This is a genomic window from Enterobacter cloacae complex sp. CDL013 (assembly GCF_049238805.1).
GTDB classification, from domain to species: Bacteria; Pseudomonadota; Gammaproteobacteria; order Enterobacterales; family Enterobacteriaceae; genus Enterobacter; species Enterobacter hormaechei_C.
Map to the genome: position 1 here is coordinate 336,033 of NZ_JBMKGT010000004.1, position 17,013 is coordinate 353,045.

The 17,013-nt window shown below is 57.6% G+C and carries 14 protein-coding genes and 1 pseudogene; 10 read left to right on the forward strand and 5 right to left on the reverse strand.

The genetic code is table 11. The features are described 5' to 3' along the window. Nucleotides 1-7 precede the first annotated feature (7 nt). Together yagE and ACOTXD_RS09950 are read right to left on the reverse strand one after the other, a co-directional pair. Entirely contained in the window at nucleotides 8-916 is a 909-nt protein-coding gene (gene yagE, locus ACOTXD_RS09945; protein WP_045345907.1) for a 2-keto-3-deoxygluconate aldolase, read from the reverse strand. Nucleotides 917-1,155: 239 nt separating this feature from the next. Further along, nucleotides 1,156-1,608: a YhcH/YjgK/YiaL family protein gene (locus tag ACOTXD_RS09950; RefSeq protein ID WP_015572526.1), complete on the reverse strand. Its 453-nt coding sequence runs from the start codon at nucleotides 1,606-1,608 to the stop codon at nucleotides 1,156-1,158. Nucleotides 1,609-2,282: 674 nt separating this feature from the next. Between ACOTXD_RS09950 and arcA the strand changes: the two genes are divergently transcribed. The 5 genes from arcA (at nucleotide 2,283) to ACOTXD_RS09975 (ending at nucleotide 7,559) form a co-directional block, all read left to right on the forward strand. Continuing rightward, nucleotides 2,283-3,503 carry an arginine deiminase gene (gene arcA / locus ACOTXD_RS09955; RefSeq protein ID WP_023305333.1) on the forward strand — a complete coding sequence of 407 codons (1,221 nt, stop codon included), beginning with the start codon at nucleotides 2,283-2,285 and terminating at the stop codon, nucleotides 3,501-3,503. A gap of 10 nt (nucleotides 3,504-3,513) precedes the next feature. Then, a complete protein-coding gene (locus ACOTXD_RS09960; protein WP_003862918.1) occupies nucleotides 3,514-4,425 on the forward strand; it encodes a carbamate kinase in 912 nt (303 codons plus the stop codon). 119 nt (nucleotides 4,426-4,544) lie between these two features. Next, nucleotides 4,545-5,549, forward strand: a complete 1,005-nt coding sequence (argF, locus tag ACOTXD_RS09965) for an ornithine carbamoyltransferase (protein ID WP_045894198.1) — start codon at nucleotides 4,545-4,547, stop codon at nucleotides 5,547-5,549. Between the two features lie 46 nt (nucleotides 5,550-5,595). Further along, on the forward strand, nucleotides 5,596-6,999 hold the full coding sequence (locus ACOTXD_RS09970) for a YfcC family protein (protein WP_045342507.1): 1,404 nt from the start codon (nucleotides 5,596-5,598) through the stop codon (nucleotides 6,997-6,999). A gap of 80 nt (nucleotides 7,000-7,079) precedes the next feature. After that, a complete protein-coding gene (locus tag ACOTXD_RS09975; protein ID WP_032608385.1) occupies nucleotides 7,080-7,559 on the forward strand; it encodes an arginine repressor in 480 nt (159 codons plus the stop codon). A gap of 3 nt (nucleotides 7,560-7,562) precedes the next feature. Here ACOTXD_RS09975 and ACOTXD_RS09980 read toward each other — a convergent pair. After that, a pseudogene (locus ACOTXD_RS09980) lies at nucleotides 7,563-7,680 on the reverse strand (hypothetical protein). On the opposite strand from ACOTXD_RS09980, the gene ACOTXD_RS09985 reads away from it, so the two are divergent. The 5 genes from ACOTXD_RS09985 (at nucleotide 7,660) to gbpA (ending at nucleotide 11,252) form a co-directional block, all read left to right on the forward strand. Further along, the gene (locus tag ACOTXD_RS09985; RefSeq protein WP_022646880.1) at nucleotides 7,660-7,764 is read left to right on the forward strand and encodes a pyrBI operon leader peptide; all 105 of its coding nucleotides are present in this window, start codon (nucleotides 7,660-7,662) and stop codon (nucleotides 7,762-7,764) included. The pseudogene ACOTXD_RS09980 and the gene ACOTXD_RS09985 overlap by 21 nt on opposite strands. 34 nt (nucleotides 7,765-7,798) lie before the next feature. Beyond that, the gene (gene pyrB / locus ACOTXD_RS09990) at nucleotides 7,799-8,731 is read left to right on the forward strand and encodes an aspartate carbamoyltransferase (RefSeq protein WP_008501389.1); all 933 of its coding nucleotides are present in this window, start codon (nucleotides 7,799-7,801) and stop codon (nucleotides 8,729-8,731) included. Between the two features lie 12 nt (nucleotides 8,732-8,743). Continuing rightward, nucleotides 8,744-9,205 (forward strand): aspartate carbamoyltransferase regulatory subunit, encoded by a 462-nt coding sequence (gene pyrI, locus ACOTXD_RS09995; protein ID WP_061856202.1) that lies wholly within the window; start codon nucleotides 8,744-8,746, stop codon nucleotides 9,203-9,205. 73 nt (nucleotides 9,206-9,278) lie between these two features. Further along, on the forward strand, nucleotides 9,279-9,665 hold the full coding sequence (gene ridA / locus ACOTXD_RS10000) for a 2-iminobutanoate/2-iminopropanoate deaminase (protein WP_003863373.1): 387 nt from the start codon (nucleotides 9,279-9,281) through the stop codon (nucleotides 9,663-9,665). Nucleotides 9,666-9,803: 138 nt separating this feature from the next. After that, a complete protein-coding gene (gbpA, locus tag ACOTXD_RS10005; protein ID WP_058658803.1) occupies nucleotides 9,804-11,252 on the forward strand; it encodes an N-acetylglucosamine-binding protein GbpA in 1,449 nt (482 codons plus the stop codon). A gap of 94 nt (nucleotides 11,253-11,346) precedes the next feature. On the opposite strand, the gene ACOTXD_RS10010 is transcribed toward gbpA, so the two are convergent. Together ACOTXD_RS10010 and mgtA are read right to left on the reverse strand one after the other, a co-directional pair. Then, entirely contained in the window at nucleotides 11,347-13,731 is a 2,385-nt protein-coding gene (locus tag ACOTXD_RS10010; RefSeq protein ID WP_421766407.1) for a beta-N-acetylhexosaminidase, read from the reverse strand. 200 nt (nucleotides 13,732-13,931) lie between these two features. Continuing rightward, nucleotides 13,932-16,640, reverse strand: coding sequence for a magnesium-translocating P-type ATPase (gene mgtA / locus ACOTXD_RS10015; RefSeq protein ID WP_059294454.1), 2,709 nt, complete (start codon nucleotides 16,638-16,640; stop codon nucleotides 13,932-13,934). Between the last annotated feature and the right edge of the window lie 373 nt (nucleotides 16,641-17,013).

Below are 17,013 nucleotides of genomic sequence, written 5' to 3' on the forward strand. Positions count from 1 at the left end.
GTCCGGCTCAGCAGAGCTTGAGCTGTTGTAACAGGGTTTTCAGCTGCGCCTTGCGCGGCTCGTCCAGCGGCGAGGCTGGCGGCAGGACGTGCGTAGAAATCGGACGACCGCAGAGCACGATCGCCTCTTTAATGACGTTCACAAACGGCGTATCCAGCTGATACATCTGCGGGATTTGCAGCAGGGTCTGATGATACTCAGCCGCTTTCGCCACGTCTTTATCCCGCCAGGCTTTCAGAAGATTCACCGACACCTGCGGGGCAAAGTTGCCGCTGGCCGAGATCGCCCCGTCGCCGCCGAGCAGCAGGGTATTAAACAGATGATCGTCGTAGCCGCAGAGCACGGTGAAGTGCGGATGGGCGGCTTTGACGGTGTGGATCATGCTGCGCAGGTGGGCAACGGAGTCGATGGTGTCTTTGATGCCGACGATGTTGCTGCGCGAGTCGGCCAGGGTTTTGACCAGCGCCGGGGTCAGATCCTGCCCGGTCAGCGCCGGGAAGTTATAGAGCATCACCGGCAGCGTGACGCTGTCCGCCACCTGCTCGAAATAGCGGATCAGGTTCGCTTCCGACACTTTCCAGTAGTAAGGGTTGATCACCACGATACCGTCCGCGCCTGCCTGCTGCGCGTGCTGGCTCAGCTCAATGGTTTCCCGGGCGTTGGTGCCGCCGGTGCCGATCAGGACCGGCACGCGACGATCGACATGATCGATCGCAAATTGGGCAATGGTTTTACGCTCTTCGGCGCCGAGCTGGGAGAACTCGCCGCCGCTGCCCAGGAAGAACAGGCCGTCAACGCCTGCTTTGATGAGATCGTCGATCAGCGCGGCGGTGCCCTGCTTATCGAGCTGGCCATCGGCAGTAAAAATGGTGGAGACAGGGGGAATGATACCCGTGAACAACGCGGACTGCGGCATGAGATCTCCTTGCTGAATCATTTTGTTCTACATTATAGAACGGTGTTCGTTAAATTAACGATCATACTATGACGCAGGAAAAGCGCAGGTAAATGAGAGATGGAGAGGGAGTGCGGGAAATTTAAGCTGGATCACATTATGCGTGGGTGCGGTCTGGTGCCCTCACCCCGGCCCTCTCCCACGGGGAGAGGGTGTAAAAGTTCCCTCTCCCCGTGGGAGAGGGTTAGGGTGAGGGAAAATTACTCCACCAGCATTTTAACAACCACTTTCCTGACCTGAGCAGGTGCTCCCGCCGCGCACAGCGGCTTATGCACCTCACCCGGCCAGAACACCACAAAATCCCCTTCGCTCAGCACCACGGTTTTCTCCTGCTCGCCTTCCGGCAGGAACGCGATGTCTTTGTCCGCCAGCCAGTCGGTGTCCGGCGTACCGTGCGGCAGGGTACTGAAGGTCATCCCTTCCTGACCCTTCAGCACAATCTGAATATCCAGATAGCGTGCATGGTATTCAGCACGACGCTCGGCGAACGGCTGGGTCATGTCCTCCGAAACCAGATAAAACAGGCTGTTGCCGTTGATGTCGTGCTTGCCGGTCGGCGTCGCGTCGGTGACGTGGGCCTTAACGTGCTCAATGGCCTGACGCAGCTCTTCTGGCAGCCAGGACTGGAGATGATGAATATTGCCAATAATCATGATACAACCCTCAGATTAAAACATTGTTTCATTTTCATGTTTTATACGAGAATTGCTTCTTCCATACCAGCCCTTTTTTGACAAGATTTGCGTCAGCGCATGTTTATCGGGAAATGTGTTAATCCACTGTTAATTGCACACAGGCATTTATGCAGTGGTTATGCATAACCTCATTTCATGCACTTTGCACATAGGGCCTAACTCACTGAATTTTAAAAGTAACTCACAAAACCTGTTGACATATCACACTTTATCACTTTGGTTTTTTCCTTTAAAAGTCCATAATTATTTATTGATTTCTCTTAAGTGAAAAATAGTTAACTGTCATTATTGCATAGCTATTCCCAAATCAACATTTTATCCATTAAAATCAACCATATAACTAAATATTTCAAAGCGTGTAATTCTACAAAATAATAACAAACTCAAATATTGCCACCCGTTCCTGCTTAGCTATTCATCCCGTAATAATATGAAATTAATCATTATCTGATACGAATCATGCAATTGAAAACAAACTCATCAATATCGGTTTTCGCGTGAGCAATGTCACAATAACCATTATTTAAGCGCCTACTATAACTCACGAAATCTATTGAGCTTAGCCGTCATGAAATTAAACACCTCACATGGCGCATGCCCTTTTTATTCTGAAAAAAGTTAAAGGAATAATTATGGAAAAGCATTACGTCGGTTCTGAAATTGGTCAATTGCGTAGCGTTATGCTGCACCGTCCTAATTTAAGTCTGAAACGGTTAACCCCCTCAAACTGTCAGGAGCTGTTATTTGATGACGTGCTCTCGGTTGAACGGGCGGGTGAAGAGCATGACATCTTCGCAAACACGCTGCGCGAGCAGGGTGTGGAAGTCCTCCTGTTGACCGACCTTCTTACGCAAACGCTTGATATTGCGGAAGCAAAAGCCTGGCTTCTTGAAACACAAATCTCCGACTATCGCCTGGGGCCAACCTTCGCCGCCGACGTACGCGGCTGGCTGGCGGATATGCCGCACCGCGAACTGGCGCGCAGGTTAAGCGGCGGATTAACCTACGGTGAAATTCCGGCGGCCATTAAAAATATGGTGGTCGATACCCACACGGCAAATGATTTTATTATGAAGCCGCTGCCGAACCACTTATTTACCCGCGATACCTCCTGCTGGATATATAACGGCGTCTCCATTAATCCGATGGCGAAACCCGCCCGCCAGCGTGAAACGAATAACCTGCGGGCAATATATCGCTGGCATCCCGCATTTGCCGACGGCGAGTTTATTAAGTATTTCGGCGACGAGAATATTAATTACGACCACGCCACTTTAGAAGGCGGCGACGTATTAGTCATTGGTCGCGGGGCGGTATTGATCGGCATGTCCGAACGCACCACCCCGCAGGGCGTGGAGTTCCTCGCTAACAGCCTGTTTAAACACCGCCAGGCCGAGCGCGTGATTGCCGTTGAGCTGCCAAAACACCGCTCCTGCATGCACCTCGACACCGTCATGACCCACATCGACGTGGATACCTTCTCCGTCTACCCGGAAGTGGTGCGCAAAGACGCCCAGTGCTGGACGCTCACCCCGGACGGCCGCGGCGGCCTGCTGCGCACCCAGGAAACCGACCTGCTGCACGCCATCGAGAAAGCGCTCGGCATTAACCAGGTACGTCTGATCACCACCGGCGGCGATGCCTTTGAAGCCGAACGCGAGCAGTGGAACGACGCTAACAACGTCCTGACCATCCGCCCGGGCGTGGTGATCGGCTACGAGCGCAACGTCTGGACCAACGAGAAGTACGACAAGGCGGGCATCACCGTGCTGCCGATCCCGGGCGACGAGCTGGGACGCGGTCGCGGCGGCGCACGCTGCATGAGCTGCCCACTGGAACGCGACGGAATTTAAAGGAGCCATCATGGAACGAAAACCCACTCTGGTTGTGGCCCTTGGCGGCAACGCGCTGCTCAAGCGCGGCGAACCGCTTGAAGCGGACATCCAGCGCCAGAACATCGAGCAGGCCGCCCGCACCATCGCCGGCTTAACGGAGCAGTGGCGCGTGGTGCTGGTGCACGGCAACGGCCCGCAGGTCGGACTGCTGGCGCTGCAAAACAGCGCCTACGACAAAGTCACGCCCTACCCGCTGGACGTTCTCGGCGCCGAAAGCCAGGGGATGATCGGCTACATGCTCCAGCAGGCGCTGAAAAACAATCTGCCCCAGCGCGAGGTCAGCGTCCTGCTCACGCAGGTGGAAGTGGACGCCGCCGACCCGGCCTTCAGTAACCCGACCAAGTACATCGGCCCGGTCTACAGCGAAGCCCAGGCAAAAACGCTGGCCGCGGAGAAAGGCTGGGTGTTTAAGGCCGACGGCAGCTACTTCCGCCGCGTGGTGCCCTCTCCGCAGCCGAAGCGCATTGTCGAGAGCGACGCCATCACGGCGCTTATCCAGCGCGACCATCTGGTGATCTGCAACGGCGGCGGCGGCGTGCCGGTGGTGGAAAACGCCAACGGCTATCGCGGCATTGAGGCGGTGATCGACAAAGACCTCTCCGCCGCCCTGCTGGCGCGCCAGATCGAGGCCGACGCCCTGCTGATCCTCACCGATGCCGACGCGGTGTACCTCGACTGGGGCAAGCCAACCCAACGTCCGCTGGCGCAGGTGACGCCGGAGCTGCTCAGAGGCATGCAGTTCGACGCCGGATCGATGGGGCCGAAAGTAGCCGCCTGCCGCGAGTTTGTTGAGGCCTGCGGCGGCATTGCCGGGATCGGCGCGCTGAATGACGGCGCGGAGATCCTGGCGGGCGAGAAAGGCACGTTGATTCGTAACTAAACCCCTCCCCTCACCCTAACCCTCTCCCGGAGGGAGAGGGAATGTAAGCCCCCCTCTCCCCGTGGGAGAGGGCCGGGGTGAGGGCATCAGACAGCTAACAATTTAAAAAGGATTTCCCCATGACCATTAACCTGAAAAACCGCAACTTCCTGAAACTGCTGGACTACACCCCGGCGGAGATCCAGTACCTGATTGACCTCGCCATCGAGCTCAAGGCCGCCAAAAAAGCCGGGCGCGAGAAGCAAACCCTGGTCGGGAAAAACATCGCCCTGATCTTTGAAAAAACCTCCACCCGCACCCGCTGCGCCTTCGAAGTGGGCGCGTTCGACCAGGGCGCGCAGGTCACCTATCTCGGCCCAAGCGGCTCGCAGATTGGCCATAAAGAGTCGATGAAAGACACCGCCCGCGTGCTGGGCCGCATGTATGACGGCATCGAATATCGCGGCTACGGCCAGGCCATCGTTGAAGAGCTGGGCGAGTACGCGGGGGTGCCGGTGTGGAACGGCCTAACCGACGAGTTCCACCCAACGCAAATTCTCGCCGATCTGATGACCATGCTGGAACACTCTCCAGGCAAAACCCTGCCGGAGCTGAGCTTTGCCTATCTCGGCGACGCGCGCAACAACATGGGCAACTCCCTGATGGTCGGCGCGGCCAAGATGGGGATGGATATCCGCCTCGTTGCGCCGAAATCCTTCTGGCCGGAGGCAGGCCTGGTTGAGCAGTGCCGCGCCATTGCGAAAGAGACGGGCGCGCGCATCACCCTCACCGACGACGTGGAAGAAGGCGTGCAGGGGACCGATTTCCTCTACACCGACGTGTGGGTCTCCATGGGCGAGCCGAAGGAGGCCTGGGCCGAGCGCCTCAGCCTGATGAAGCCGTATCAGATAAACGCGCAGGTGATGAAGGCCACCGGTAACCCGAACGTCAAGTTCATGCACTGCCTGCCGGCGTTCCACAACGAGCACACCAAAGTGGGCCGCGAAATCGAGATGGCGTACGGCCTGAAGGGGCTGGAGGTGACGGAAGAGGTCTTCGAATCACCGAACTCCATCGTCTTCGACGAAGCAGAGAACCGCATGCACACCATTAAAGCGGTCATGGTGGCGACACTCGGCGACTAATCACCGCCCGGCGCGCCGCGGGGTGCGCCGGGTTCAGGAGAACATCATGGGCAAGTTCAAGTTTCCCTCCGCTTACACCATTCTCTTTTTTCTGATTGCCGTGGTTGCCGTGCTGACGTGGATTGTCCCGGCCGGGCAGTACCATATGGCAATGAACGAGGTGCTCGGTAAAGAAGTGCCGGTTGCTGGCACCTACGCGCACGTGGCAGCGCACCCGCAAGGTCTGGTCTCCGTGCTGATGGCGCCGATTGCCGGGCTGTACGATCCGGAATCCGGCCAGGCCGGAGCCATCGACGTGGCGCTGTTTATTCTGATCATCGGCGGATTCCTCGGGATCGTTACCAAAACCGGGGCGATAGACGCCGGGATCGAGCGCGTCACCACCCGGCTGCGCGGCCGCGAAGAGTGGATGATCCCGATCCTGATGGCGCTGTTTGCCGCGGGCGGCACGATTTACGGCATGGCAGAAGAGTCGCTGCCCTTCTATACCTTACTGGTGCCGGTGATGCTGGCGGCGCGGTTCGATCCGGTGGTTGCGGCCTCTACCGTGCTGCTCGGCGCGGGGATCGGCACCCTCGGCTCCACCATCAACCCGTTCGCCACGGTGATCGCCGCCAACGCCGCCGGGATCCCCTTCACCAACGGCATCATGTTGCGCATCGCGCTGCTGGTGATCGGCTGGATCATCTGCGTGGCGTGGGTAATGCGTTACGCCCGTAAGGTGCGCAAGGATCCGTCGCTGTCGATCGTGGCGGATAAGCAGGAAGAGAACCGCGCCCACTTCCTCGGCAACAAGGGCGAGCAGTCGCTGGAGTTTACCCCGGTGCGCAAACTCATCCTGGTGATCTTCGCCCTCGCCTTCGCGGTGATGATCTACGGCGTGGCGGTGCTGGGCTGGTGGATGGCGGAGATCTCGGCGGTGTTCCTCGCCAGCGCCATTATCGTCGGGCTGATCGCCCGCATGAGCGAAGAGGAGCTGACCTCAACCTTTATCAACGGCGCGCGAGATTTGCTGGGCGTCGCGCTGATTATCGGCATCGCGCGCGGTATCGTAGTGATCATGGATAAGGGCATGATTACCCACACCATTTTGCACAGCGCCGAGGGAATGGTCACCGGATTGTCGACGGTGGCGTTCATCAACGTGATGTACTGGCTGGAAGTGGTGCTGTCGTTTCTTGTGCCTTCTTCGTCCGGCCTGGCCGTTCTGACGATGCCGATCATGGCGCCCCTTGCCGATTTCGCTAACGTCAACCGCGACCTGGTGGTTACGGCTTACCAGTCGGCGTCCGGCATCGTTAACCTGATCACTCCCACCTCTGCCGTCGTGATGGGCGGGCTGGCTATCGCCCGCGTGCCCTACGTGCGTTATCTGAAATGGGTCGCGCCGCTGCTGGGGATTTTAACGGTGGTGATTATGGTGGCGTTAAGCCTGGGCGCTTTGTTGTGATTTGCCGGATGGCGCTGCGCTTATCCGGCCTACGGATCGGTGCGGTGCCACCGGTTATTTCGGGAACTGATATGGGAACTATGATGGATTACGAAGAGTACTCTCCCAAAGAGCAACTACAGCTAACGGTCTGCCAGCGTCTGATCGCGGAAAAGAGCTATCTCTCCCAGGAAGAGATCCGCCGCGACTTACAGGAGCGGGGTTTTGAGACCATCAGCCAGTCCACCGTTTCACGTCTGCTCAAGTTGCTTGGTGTCATAAAAATTCGCAATGCCAAAGGGCTAAAGATTTATTCGCTGAATCCCCAGCTACGCCCGGCCCCCGATGCGGCGCGTACCGTCTCTGAAATGGTGGTGAGCGTGGAGCACAACAGCGAATTTATCCTTATCCATACCGTCGCCGGATATGGCCGCGCGGTGGCGCGTATTCTGGATTATCACCAGTTACCGGAAATTTTAGGCGTGGTGGCCGGAAGCAGTATTGTCTGGGTCGCGCCCCGCATAGTGAAGCGCACCGCGCTGGTGCATAAGCAAATTAATTATTTACTCAGAACGCATTAATATTCATAAAGAACCGTTTGCATTGAGTAAAGCGTGCATTAAATCGCTTGATCCCAAAAGCGAGCTGCGTATAATGCCCGACAATTTGCCGGGAGGAAGCATGGTCAAGCGTGTACGACATAACGTCTTACCGCGTCTGAAATCAGACGCTGGCCTGCCGTTTTTCTTCCCGTTGCTAAACCTATTCCCAGAGCCCCTCATTTGAGGGGCTTTTTTTTGCCCGGCGTCAGGAGATAAACATGAATCCGCTTTATCAAAAACACATCATTTCCATAAACGACCTCAGCCGCGAAGAGCTGGAACTGGTTCTGGAAACCGCGGCAAAACTGAAGGCCAATCCGCAACCGGAGCTGCTGAAGCACAAGGTGATTGCGAGCTGCTTCTTTGAAGCCTCGACCCGCACCCGCCTCTCCTTTGAGACCTCCATGCACCGCTTGGGCGCGAGCGTGGTGGGCTTCTCTGACAGCAGCAACACGTCGCTGGGTAAAAAAGGCGAGACCCTGGCGGATACCATTTCGGTTATCAGTACCTACGTCGACGCGATTGTGATGCGCCACCCGCAGGAGGGCGCGGCGCGCCTGGCGACCGAGTTCTCCGGCGGCATTCCGGTGCTGAACGCCGGTGACGGTGCCAACCAGCACCCAACGCAGACGCTGCTGGATCTGTTCACCATTCAGGAGACGCAGGGCAAGCTTGAGAACCTGAATATCGCCATGGTTGGCGACCTGAAGTATGGCCGCACCGTCCACTCCCTGACCCAGGCGCTGGCGAAATTTAACGGCAACCGCTTCTACTTCATCGCCCCGGAGGCGCTGGCGATGCCGCAGTACATTCTCGACATGCTGGACGAGAAAGGCATTGCGTGGAGCCTGCATGCCAGCATCGAAGAGGTGATGAGCCACGTGGATATTCTCTACATGACCCGCGTGCAAAAAGAGCGTCTTGACCCATCCGAGTACGCCAACGTGAAGGCGCAGTTCGTACTGCGCGCCAGCGACCTCGAGGGCGCGCGCGACAACATGAAGGTGCTGCACCCGCTGCCGCGCATCGATGAGATCACCACAGACGTGGATAAAACGCCGCACGCCTGGTACTTCCAGCAGGCCGGGAACGGCATCTTCGCCCGCCAGGCGTTACTGGCACTGGTTCTGAATCGCGAATTAGCTCTGTAAGGGGAGACGACCATGACATACGATAACAAACTCCAGGTTGAAGCCATCAAGCGTGGCACCGTGATTGACCACATCCCTGCGCAGGTGGGCTTTAAGCTGCTGACGCTGTTCAAACTGACCGAAACCGACCAGCGCATCACCATCGGCCTGAACCTGCCGTCGGGCGAGATGGGCCGCAAAGACCTGATCAAGATCGAGAACACTTTCCTGACCGACGAGCAGGTTAACCAGCTGTCGCTGTACGCGCCGGACGCCACGGTTAACCGCATCGACGATTACGACGTGGTGGGCAAATCCCGCCCAAGCCTGCCGGATCGCATCGAAAGCGTGCTGGTCTGCCCGAACAGCAACTGCATCAGTCATGCTGAGCCGGTTTCCTCCAGCTTTGCAGTGAAAAAGCGCGCCAATGACATCGCACTCAAATGCAAATACTGCGAAAAAGAGTTTTCTCATTATGTGGTGCTGGCCAACTAATTGAGGTTGGTAATGAAATCCCGGCTGTTATAATGGCCGGGAACATTCTTAACGCTGTAATTCTGGAGAAAAAATGAGCAAAGTACTCGCGACGGAAAATGCACCAGCGGCTATCGGCCCATACGTTCAGGGCGTTGATCTGGGCAGCATGATCATCACTTCTGGCCAGATCCCGGTGAACCCAAAAACCGGTGAAGTACCCGCCGACGTAGCGGCGCAGGCGCGTCAGTCGCTGGAAAACGTGCAGGCGATCGTCGAATCTGCCGGTCTGAAAGTGGGCGATATCGTCAAAACCACCGTGTTCGTGAAAGATCTGAATGATTTTGCGACCGTTAACGCCACTTACGAAGCGTTCTTCACCGAGCACAACGCCACCTTCCCGGCGCGCTCCTGCGTGGAAGTGGCGCGTCTGCCAAAAGACGTGAAAATTGAAATTGAAGCGATTGCCGTACGTCGCTAATTTATTTCAAGAAAGAGAAGGCAGCTCTGGCTGCCTTTTTTTATTTCGACCATTTTTACTCTCTCCGGAAAATGACGCATCCGCCACTCCATTAATAGACTGACGCTGCCTTGCTCTATTCTAATTAATGGATGATGAATGAAACTCTCTAAAATTGCGCTGGCGGTAACCACATTAACGGTTGCGTCTTCCGCACTTGCACACGGATATATAGAATCCCCTGCCAGCCGCGCCTATATGTGTAAGCTCGGCCAGAATACTGACTGTGGCTCTGTACAATATGAACCGCAGAGCGTAGAAAAGACCTCCGGCTTCCCGACGGGTGCGATGCCGCCTGACGGCCAGCTTGCCAGCGCCGGTATTGCCAGCTACTCCCAGCTTGATAAGCAGAGCCTGAACGCCTGGACCAAAAATCCCATGACGGCAGGCCCGCATGAATTTGTCTGGCACCATACCGCGCCGCATAAAACCACTAACTGGCGTTATTACATTACCAAACAAAACTGGGACCCCAATAAACCGCTGACCCGTGACCAGTTCGAATTAACGCCGTTCTGTACTATTAACGGAAATGGTCAGGCACCGGCGATGACTAAATCCATGACCTGTAATGTCCCGGAACGTACGGGCTACCAGGTTATTTATGGCGTGTGGGAAATTGCGGATACCGCAAACAGTTTCTATCAGGCCATTGACGTTGATTTCGGTAACGGCGGCAACGTCACGCCGGACGACACCCCAGCGGTGATATCCCAGTGGAGTAAAACCCTGAGCGGACAGATTGCCGGGAATAACCTGAACACGGGCGATAAAGTGATTGCACGCTTCTTCGACGCCAACGGGGAAGTTGCCGCCCTGCGTACCGAGCTGACCATCGGCTCCGTTGCCCAGGGGGATGCGAACCAGTGGTCCTACGATCTGGCGCAGAAGATCAACGCCGCGTACAGCGATGTGCGTGTCGGGGTGAAGGATGAAGCGGGCGAAATTAGCCCGGTTCACGGCGCGAACAGCGTCTTCGTCAAAGACGGCAGCGCCCTCCAGTCCGTTGCGATTTCGTACGAAGAGCAGAAGGCGGAAGTGAATGAAACCATCGCTGTATCTAACCTGCACTACAGCAAAATCGAGAATGGCAAGGCATCCGTCACCTTCCACGTGAACACCAAAGGCGACGTGAACGTTGAAGCGCACGTGATGAACCACAGCGGTGCGGAAAAGGGCTATCTGAAGCAGGAGATGAATAACGCCAGCCAGGACGTGACCATGACCCTGACTGACGTCACGGCGGGGCACCATATGCTGAAATACTACGCCACCAACAAAGACGGCACCCTGTTCGCGCAGGACGTGCTGGATCTGATGCTGGAAAGCGACGCGGCGGACAGCAACGGCCCGCATGACTTTATCTTCCCGGATAACGTCGCGTCCTACAAAGCGGGCACCGTAGTGCTACAGCCGAAAGACGGTAAGACCTACGAATGCAGGCCTGTCCCGTTCAGCGGCTACTGCGTGCAGTACAGCCCAACCGCAAACCAGTTTGAACCAGGCGTGGGCGCGCACTGGAGAGAGGCGTGGGTGCTGAAGAACTGAGTGATCTGATTCCCTCACCCTAACCCTCTCCCAAAGGGAGAGGGAATTTATACACCCTCTCCCTTTGGGAGAGGGCTGGGGTGAGGGTTCTTTACTACTGATTCCGCGTCGCGCGCAGCAGCGTCTCCAGCGGATATACCGCCGCAATCACCACCTCGTCCTGAACCTTCGCCGCGTTATCCAGTTCGCTCTGAATCGACGCAATCTCTTTATCATCCAGCGTGCCCTGGCGCGCCACCAGATCCGTCAGCCGCAGGCCAATCGACGAAAGCTTGTCGACTTCCTGAATCACCGGCTTGATCGCCTTCAGCTGATAGCTGTTTTCGCTTAGCGCCAGCGCGTCGCTGGTGTTGCTCTGCCAGCGGTTAAAGACGTGGCGCAGCGCGTCGGCGCTTTCCGTGTCTTCCGCGTCGCTCACCAGACGGTCCGCCCATTTATTCATCTGACGCACGGTCGCACTTTCCGCGTTTAGCGCATCAGCGAGCCGGTTGAGCGGCTCAAACTGATGATAGTTTCCAGCCTGGAACTTAAGATGCTGGCGGGTGTAATACTGCGCCGGTTCAAGCGCCTGGGTGAGAATTTGCAGCGGAAGGGTATCCGCATTGTTGGCGAGGCGCGTGAACTGCACCTGCTGCTGGGTATGCTGCTGTAGTCCAACCGACACCGTCGACCAGCTGTCCATTGCCTGGAGCCGGGTATACATGTTGTCGATGTCGTTGACGTCCTTCGCCGACCATAGCCGCTCCGCCACCGCAAAGGCGCGCGGCCACAGACGGATATCCAGCACCGGCGCGACCACGTTTTCCGCCCACAGCGCGGCTTCACCGCCGAGCAGACTGGCCTCGTTCGCCGGGTCCGGCACCACCGGCGGTATGCCTTTTGGGACCGCGTCCAGACGCGTGCCGCTAATCGGGTAGCGGGCGTTACCCACCAGGAAATAGCCGCTGAGCTTATCGTTCTCAACAGAAACGACCGGACGCGTTTCACCCATCCAGGTATCAACGGTAAACGTTACCTGATTGTCGTCCCGCCATTGAATGTTATCCACCGCCCGACGCGATTTCCCGGCAAAATCAATAAATCCGCGCCAGCCAGCATCGCCTTTCACCAGCGTAAAGCTACCTTCCACCGGCTTGCCCTTCAGGCGCGGCATGGAGAAAGCCCAGCTCTGGACGCTGTCGGTGTCCGCTATCACATCCACGCCGTTCAGCCCCTGCGGCACAATTTCATTGCGGTAGTGGTAGGCGGTGGATTGCGGCTGATCGAGGTAGAAACCGGTTGAGAGAATGCCCTTATAGCCGTTCTGCGCCACCTGCCCCAGCGCGTCCTGTCCCTGCCAGGACTGGATCAGAATGCTTTTCGGCAGATCGGGATGGTAGATCTCATCCCAGCCAACCATCTGCCGGTGGTGCTTCTCAAGGATCGTCTCCAGCTTGCGGTTGAAATACGCCTGCAACGCGTGGCTGTCCGCCAGTTTATTGTCGCGCATGAATCTCTGGATCGCAGCGTTCGCTTTCCACTGGCTGTCGTCAACCTCATCGCCGCCAATATGCAGATATGGATCCGGGAAGATCGCCGCCAGTTCGCTGACCATCGCGTCGGCAAAGGTATAAGTTGCCTCTTTGGTGGGATCCAGCACTGGCTTCAGCACGCCCCAGTGGCGCTCCATGGCGTACGGCCCCGGCGCGCTCATCAGCTCCGGGTAGGCGACGGCAATCGCCGAGGCGTGGCCCGGCATATCAATTTCCGGCACCACGCGTATGCCGCGCTCGGCAGCGTAACGCACAATCTCGCGCATCTGCTCAGGGGTGTAGAACAGCCCGTCGCTGGCAAGCTGGGTCAGCTTAGGGTAGCGCTTTGAGCTGAAGCGCCAGCCCTGATCGTCGGTCAAATGCCAGTGCAGCACGTTGAGCTTCGCCGCGGCCATGCCGTCGATCTGGCGTTTAATATCCGGAATCGGGAGGAAGTGGCGCGCCGAATCGAGCAGCAGCCCGCGCCACGGGAAGCGCGGCGAATCTTCAATGGTCACCCACGGGATCGAGGTGTTTTCGGCGCCGTTCTGCATCAGCTGAAGCAAGGTTTCCATGGCGCGCAGCGCGCCGAAGCGGGTATTGGCGGAGATATTTACGCCGCTGGCGTCCACCGTGAGTTTATAGCTCTCATCGCTGTCCGGCAGCGGCTGCGGCTTCACCTTTTTGGCGATGGCGATGCGGATGGTCGGCTTGTCAGGTTTTTCGGCCTGCGGCTGTAGCGTCCAGCCGGTTTGAAGGGCGATGCGCTGGCGCAGGCGGTTGACCGCATCCCCCAGATCGTCGCCACTTACGCTCACGGTGAGTTGATTGTTAAGCTCCAGCGCGCCCTGAGTGGTCGGGCGTTCAACCTTCGCAGGCCAGGGCATTAAGGGAAGGTCGCCTGCCGGTGCGGCAAAGGCGGAGGCGCCGAGCATGAGCCCGGCGGTTAAGAGACTGTACCGTAACATGAATGTTCCTTATCTGACGGGCCAAATACAGGCAAAACATTCTGTTAACATGCGCTCAAATTGTCGTCAAGCGAATGCGCCGACGGAGATCACAGGTTGTTGAATTTGGGAGGAAAGCCAGCTGCCGGGTGGCGGCTTCGCCTTACCCGGCCTACGTTCGGATCGTAGGCCCGGTAAGCGCAGCGCCACCGGGCTTGCCGTTACTGCCACCCATACCGACGGCTATAGAACCCCTTCACCATCTGCGTCAGCACCATGTAACCCGCGAGGATCGCCACCAGCCATGGGAAGTAGCTCAGCGGTAGCGCCTGGAGTTGCAGGTAGCTTGCCAGCGGCGAGAACGGCAGCGCGATCCCGAGCGCCATCACAATGCCCGTCATCACAATCAGCGGCCACGCGGCGCGGCTCTGGATGAACGGAATGCGGCGGGTGCGGATCATGTGCACAATCAGCGTCTGAGACAGCAGTCCCACCACGAACCAGCCGGACTGGAACAGCGTCTGGTGTTCTGGCGTATTCGCATGGAACACAAACCACATCAGGCAGAAAGTCAGAATGTCGAAGATAGAGCTGATCGGCCCAAAGAACAGCATAAAGCGCCCCAGATCGGCGGGGTTCCAGCGCTGCGGCTTCTGGATCTGCTCGTCGTCCACGTTATCAAACGGGATGGCGACCTGAGAGACATCGTACATCAGGTTCTGGATCAGCAGATGCAGCGGCAGCATCGGCAGAAACGGCAGAAACGCGCTCGCCACCAGCACGCTGAAGACGTTGCCGAAGTTCGAGCTGGCGGTCATTTTGATGTATTTGAGCATATTGGCGAAGGTGCGACGCCCTTCGATGACGCCCTCCTCCAGCACCATCAGGCTCTTTTCCAGCAGAATGATATCCGCCGCTTCGCGGGCAATATCCACCGCGCCGTCTACGGAGATACCGATATCCGCCGCACGCAGGGCTGGCGCATCGTTGATGCCGTCGCCCATAAAGCCCACTACATGCCCTTCGAGACGCAGCAGAGTGACGATGCGTTCTTTATGCATCGGCGTCAGGCGGGCAAACAGCGTGGTGCGTTGGGCAAGGTCGGCCAGCTCATCGTCAGACAGGAGCTCAATGTCGCTCCCCACGACGACGTCGCCCGCGTCCAGGCCGACTTCGTGGCACACTTTGGCCGCCACCAGCTCGCTGTCGCCGGTGAGAATTTTGACGGTGATACCGCTCGCTTTCAGCGCTTTCAGCGCAGGTGCGGTGGTCTCTTTCGGCGGATCGAGGAATGCGATGTAACCCTCGAGGATCAAATCAGATTCATCGATACGCTGGTAGTCCCCTTCCCGCGCGGGCAGGAACTTGCTGGCTACCGCCACCACGCGCAGCCCCTGGCGGTTCAGGTTATCGGTGACGCGTTTGATGCGGCGCAGCATGGTCTCATCCAGCGGCACGATCTCGCCGTTATGGCGCACCTGCGTGGAAACATTCAGGATCTCCTGCAATGCCCCTTTGCAGATCAGCTGATGCACGTCCGGCTGCTCGCTGACCACCACCGACATGCGGCGTCGTTCAAAGTCGAACGGAATTTCGTCCACCTTCTGCCAGCGCCCGGAGAGCATGCGGGCAGACTCTTCATCCACACCTTCCAGCACCGCCACGTCGAGCAGGTTTTTCAGCCCGGTCTGGTAGTGGCTGTTCAGCCACGCGCTGTACAGCACCCGTTCGCTGGTCTTTCCGGCGATATCGGTGTGGTTCTCCAGCACGATTTTGTCCTGGGTGAGGGTGCCGGTTTTATCGGTGCAAAGAATGTCCATCGCGCCAAAGTTCTGGATGGCGTCGAGGTGTTTAACAATCACCTTTTGTTTAGAGAGTTTGACCGCCCCGCGCGCCAGCGTGGAGGTGACAATCATCGGCAGCATTTCCGGCGTTAAGCCCACAGCCACGGAGAGCGCGAACAGCGCCGCTTCCCACCAGTCGCCTTTGGTGTAGCCGTTGATCAGCAGGACAATCGGCGTCATGACCATCATAAAGCGGATCAGCAGCATGCTGACGCGGCCAATGCCTTTCTGGAACGCATTTGGCTCGCTCTCCTGCTCGCTGACGCGTCCGGCAAGCTGTCCAAACCAGGTATTGCCGCCGGTGGCGGTGACAATCGCCTGCGCGGTGCCACTAACCACCGTGGTGCCCATAAAGCACAGGGTGTCGCACTCCAGCGGGTTCATCTGCTGCGGATCGCGGGTCCGCGCCACCTTCTCTACGGGCAGGGATTCACCGGTGAGTGACGCCTGTGCGACAAACAGATCCCGCGCCTGGATGATACGTAAATCCGCCGGGATCATGTCCCCCGCCGCCAGCTTCACCAGATCGCCCGGCACCAGCTGGTCAATGGGAAGCTCAATCCAGGCGTTTTCGCCGAGGTCGTTAATCACGCGCGACACGGTGGCGGTGTTGCTGACCATCGCTTTCAGCGCATCCGCCGCTTTGGTGGAGCGCGCTTCCTGAATAAAGTTCAGCAGCGTGGAGATCCCTACCATCAGCGCAATCACGCCTGCGGCAAACAGATCTTCAGTGGCGTAAGAGATAATCCCGAGCACCGTCAGCAGCAGGTTGAACGGATTGCGGTAGCAGAGCCACAGGTGGACCCACCAGGGAGAGGGTTTCTGCGCCGGGATCTGGTTATCGCCATGTTCCGCGCGGATTTTTGACACTTCTTGCGCGTTCAGCCCTTCCGGGTGGCCGCCAAAGGCGCGCCAGACTTCGTTTTCATCCATCGCCGCCACGTTCAGGCAGCGCTCGGTCAGGGAAGCGGGGATTGCCGCTCCCGCCATGGTGTTGGCATTTGGCAGCGGATCGCGCGCAATCAGGCGATGTGGCAGGTGACGGCTCAGCAGCGCTTGCAGCTGCCGGGTGATATTTTTCAGCATAGTCATTCCCCCGCATCCGCAAAGGCGGACGCAGTCTTTCCCGCAGGCGTGGCAAAGCCGTACCTGTCAGGCACTTAATTTATCAAGCAGGAACGTATGAACGTTGCTGCCTCACGCCGGTGAGACAGCAAAAAGCTGGCTTACCGGTAAGAAGGTTTTCTCCGGGTCAGGAGAGGTGTGGGATCGGGATCCATGTGGCCTCCGGTAAGTAAAAAGTTGGGTATCGGCGCGCAGTATAGAGATTTATCCATACCGTTTGTGACTAATCGGGCGGTATTATAACGCCCTGCAAATAAACCGAACGTAAACCAGACTTTGCCCATAGCGAATTCGCAGGATAGCATTAGGCTCAATTGATTATTTTATCGTTGTT

Bases quoted from the DNA above. Each gene is read 5' to 3' on its own strand.
- ACOTXD_RS09975 (WP_032608385.1), top strand. From the start codon at position 7,080: ATGATGGATTACGAAGAGTACTCTCCCAAAGAGCAACTACAGCTAACG.
- mgtA (WP_059294454.1), bottom strand. From the start codon at position 16,640: ATGCTGAAAAATATCACCCGGCAGCTGCAAGCGCTGCTGAGCCGTCAC.
- pyrI (WP_061856202.1), top strand. From the start codon at position 8,744: ATGACATACGATAACAAACTCCAGGTTGAAGCCATCAAGCGTGGCACC.
- ACOTXD_RS09970 (WP_045342507.1), top strand. From the start codon at position 5,596: ATGGGCAAGTTCAAGTTTCCCTCCGCTTACACCATTCTCTTTTTTCTG.
- argF (WP_045894198.1), top strand. From the start codon at position 4,545: ATGACCATTAACCTGAAAAACCGCAACTTCCTGAAACTGCTGGACTAC.
- yagE (WP_045345907.1), bottom strand. From the start codon at position 916: ATGCCGCAGTCCGCGTTGTTCACGGGTATCATTCCCCCTGTCTCCACC.
- ACOTXD_RS09950 (WP_015572526.1), bottom strand. From the start codon at position 1,608: ATGATTATTGGCAATATTCATCATCTCCAGTCCTGGCTGCCAGAAGAG.
- ACOTXD_RS09960 (WP_003862918.1), top strand. From the start codon at position 3,514: ATGGAACGAAAACCCACTCTGGTTGTGGCCCTTGGCGGCAACGCGCTG.
- pyrB (WP_008501389.1), top strand. From the start codon at position 7,799: ATGAATCCGCTTTATCAAAAACACATCATTTCCATAAACGACCTCAGC.
- gbpA (WP_058658803.1), top strand. From the start codon at position 9,804: ATGAAACTCTCTAAAATTGCGCTGGCGGTAACCACATTAACGGTTGCG.
- ACOTXD_RS09985 (WP_022646880.1), top strand. From the start codon at position 7,660: ATGGTCAAGCGTGTACGACATAACGTCTTACCGCGTCTGAAATCAGAC.
- arcA (WP_023305333.1), top strand. From the start codon at position 2,283: ATGGAAAAGCATTACGTCGGTTCTGAAATTGGTCAATTGCGTAGCGTT.
- ridA (WP_003863373.1), top strand. From the start codon at position 9,279: ATGAGCAAAGTACTCGCGACGGAAAATGCACCAGCGGCTATCGGCCCA.
- ACOTXD_RS10010 (WP_421766407.1), bottom strand. From the start codon at position 13,731: ATGTTACGGTACAGTCTCTTAACCGCCGGGCTCATGCTCGGCGCCTCC.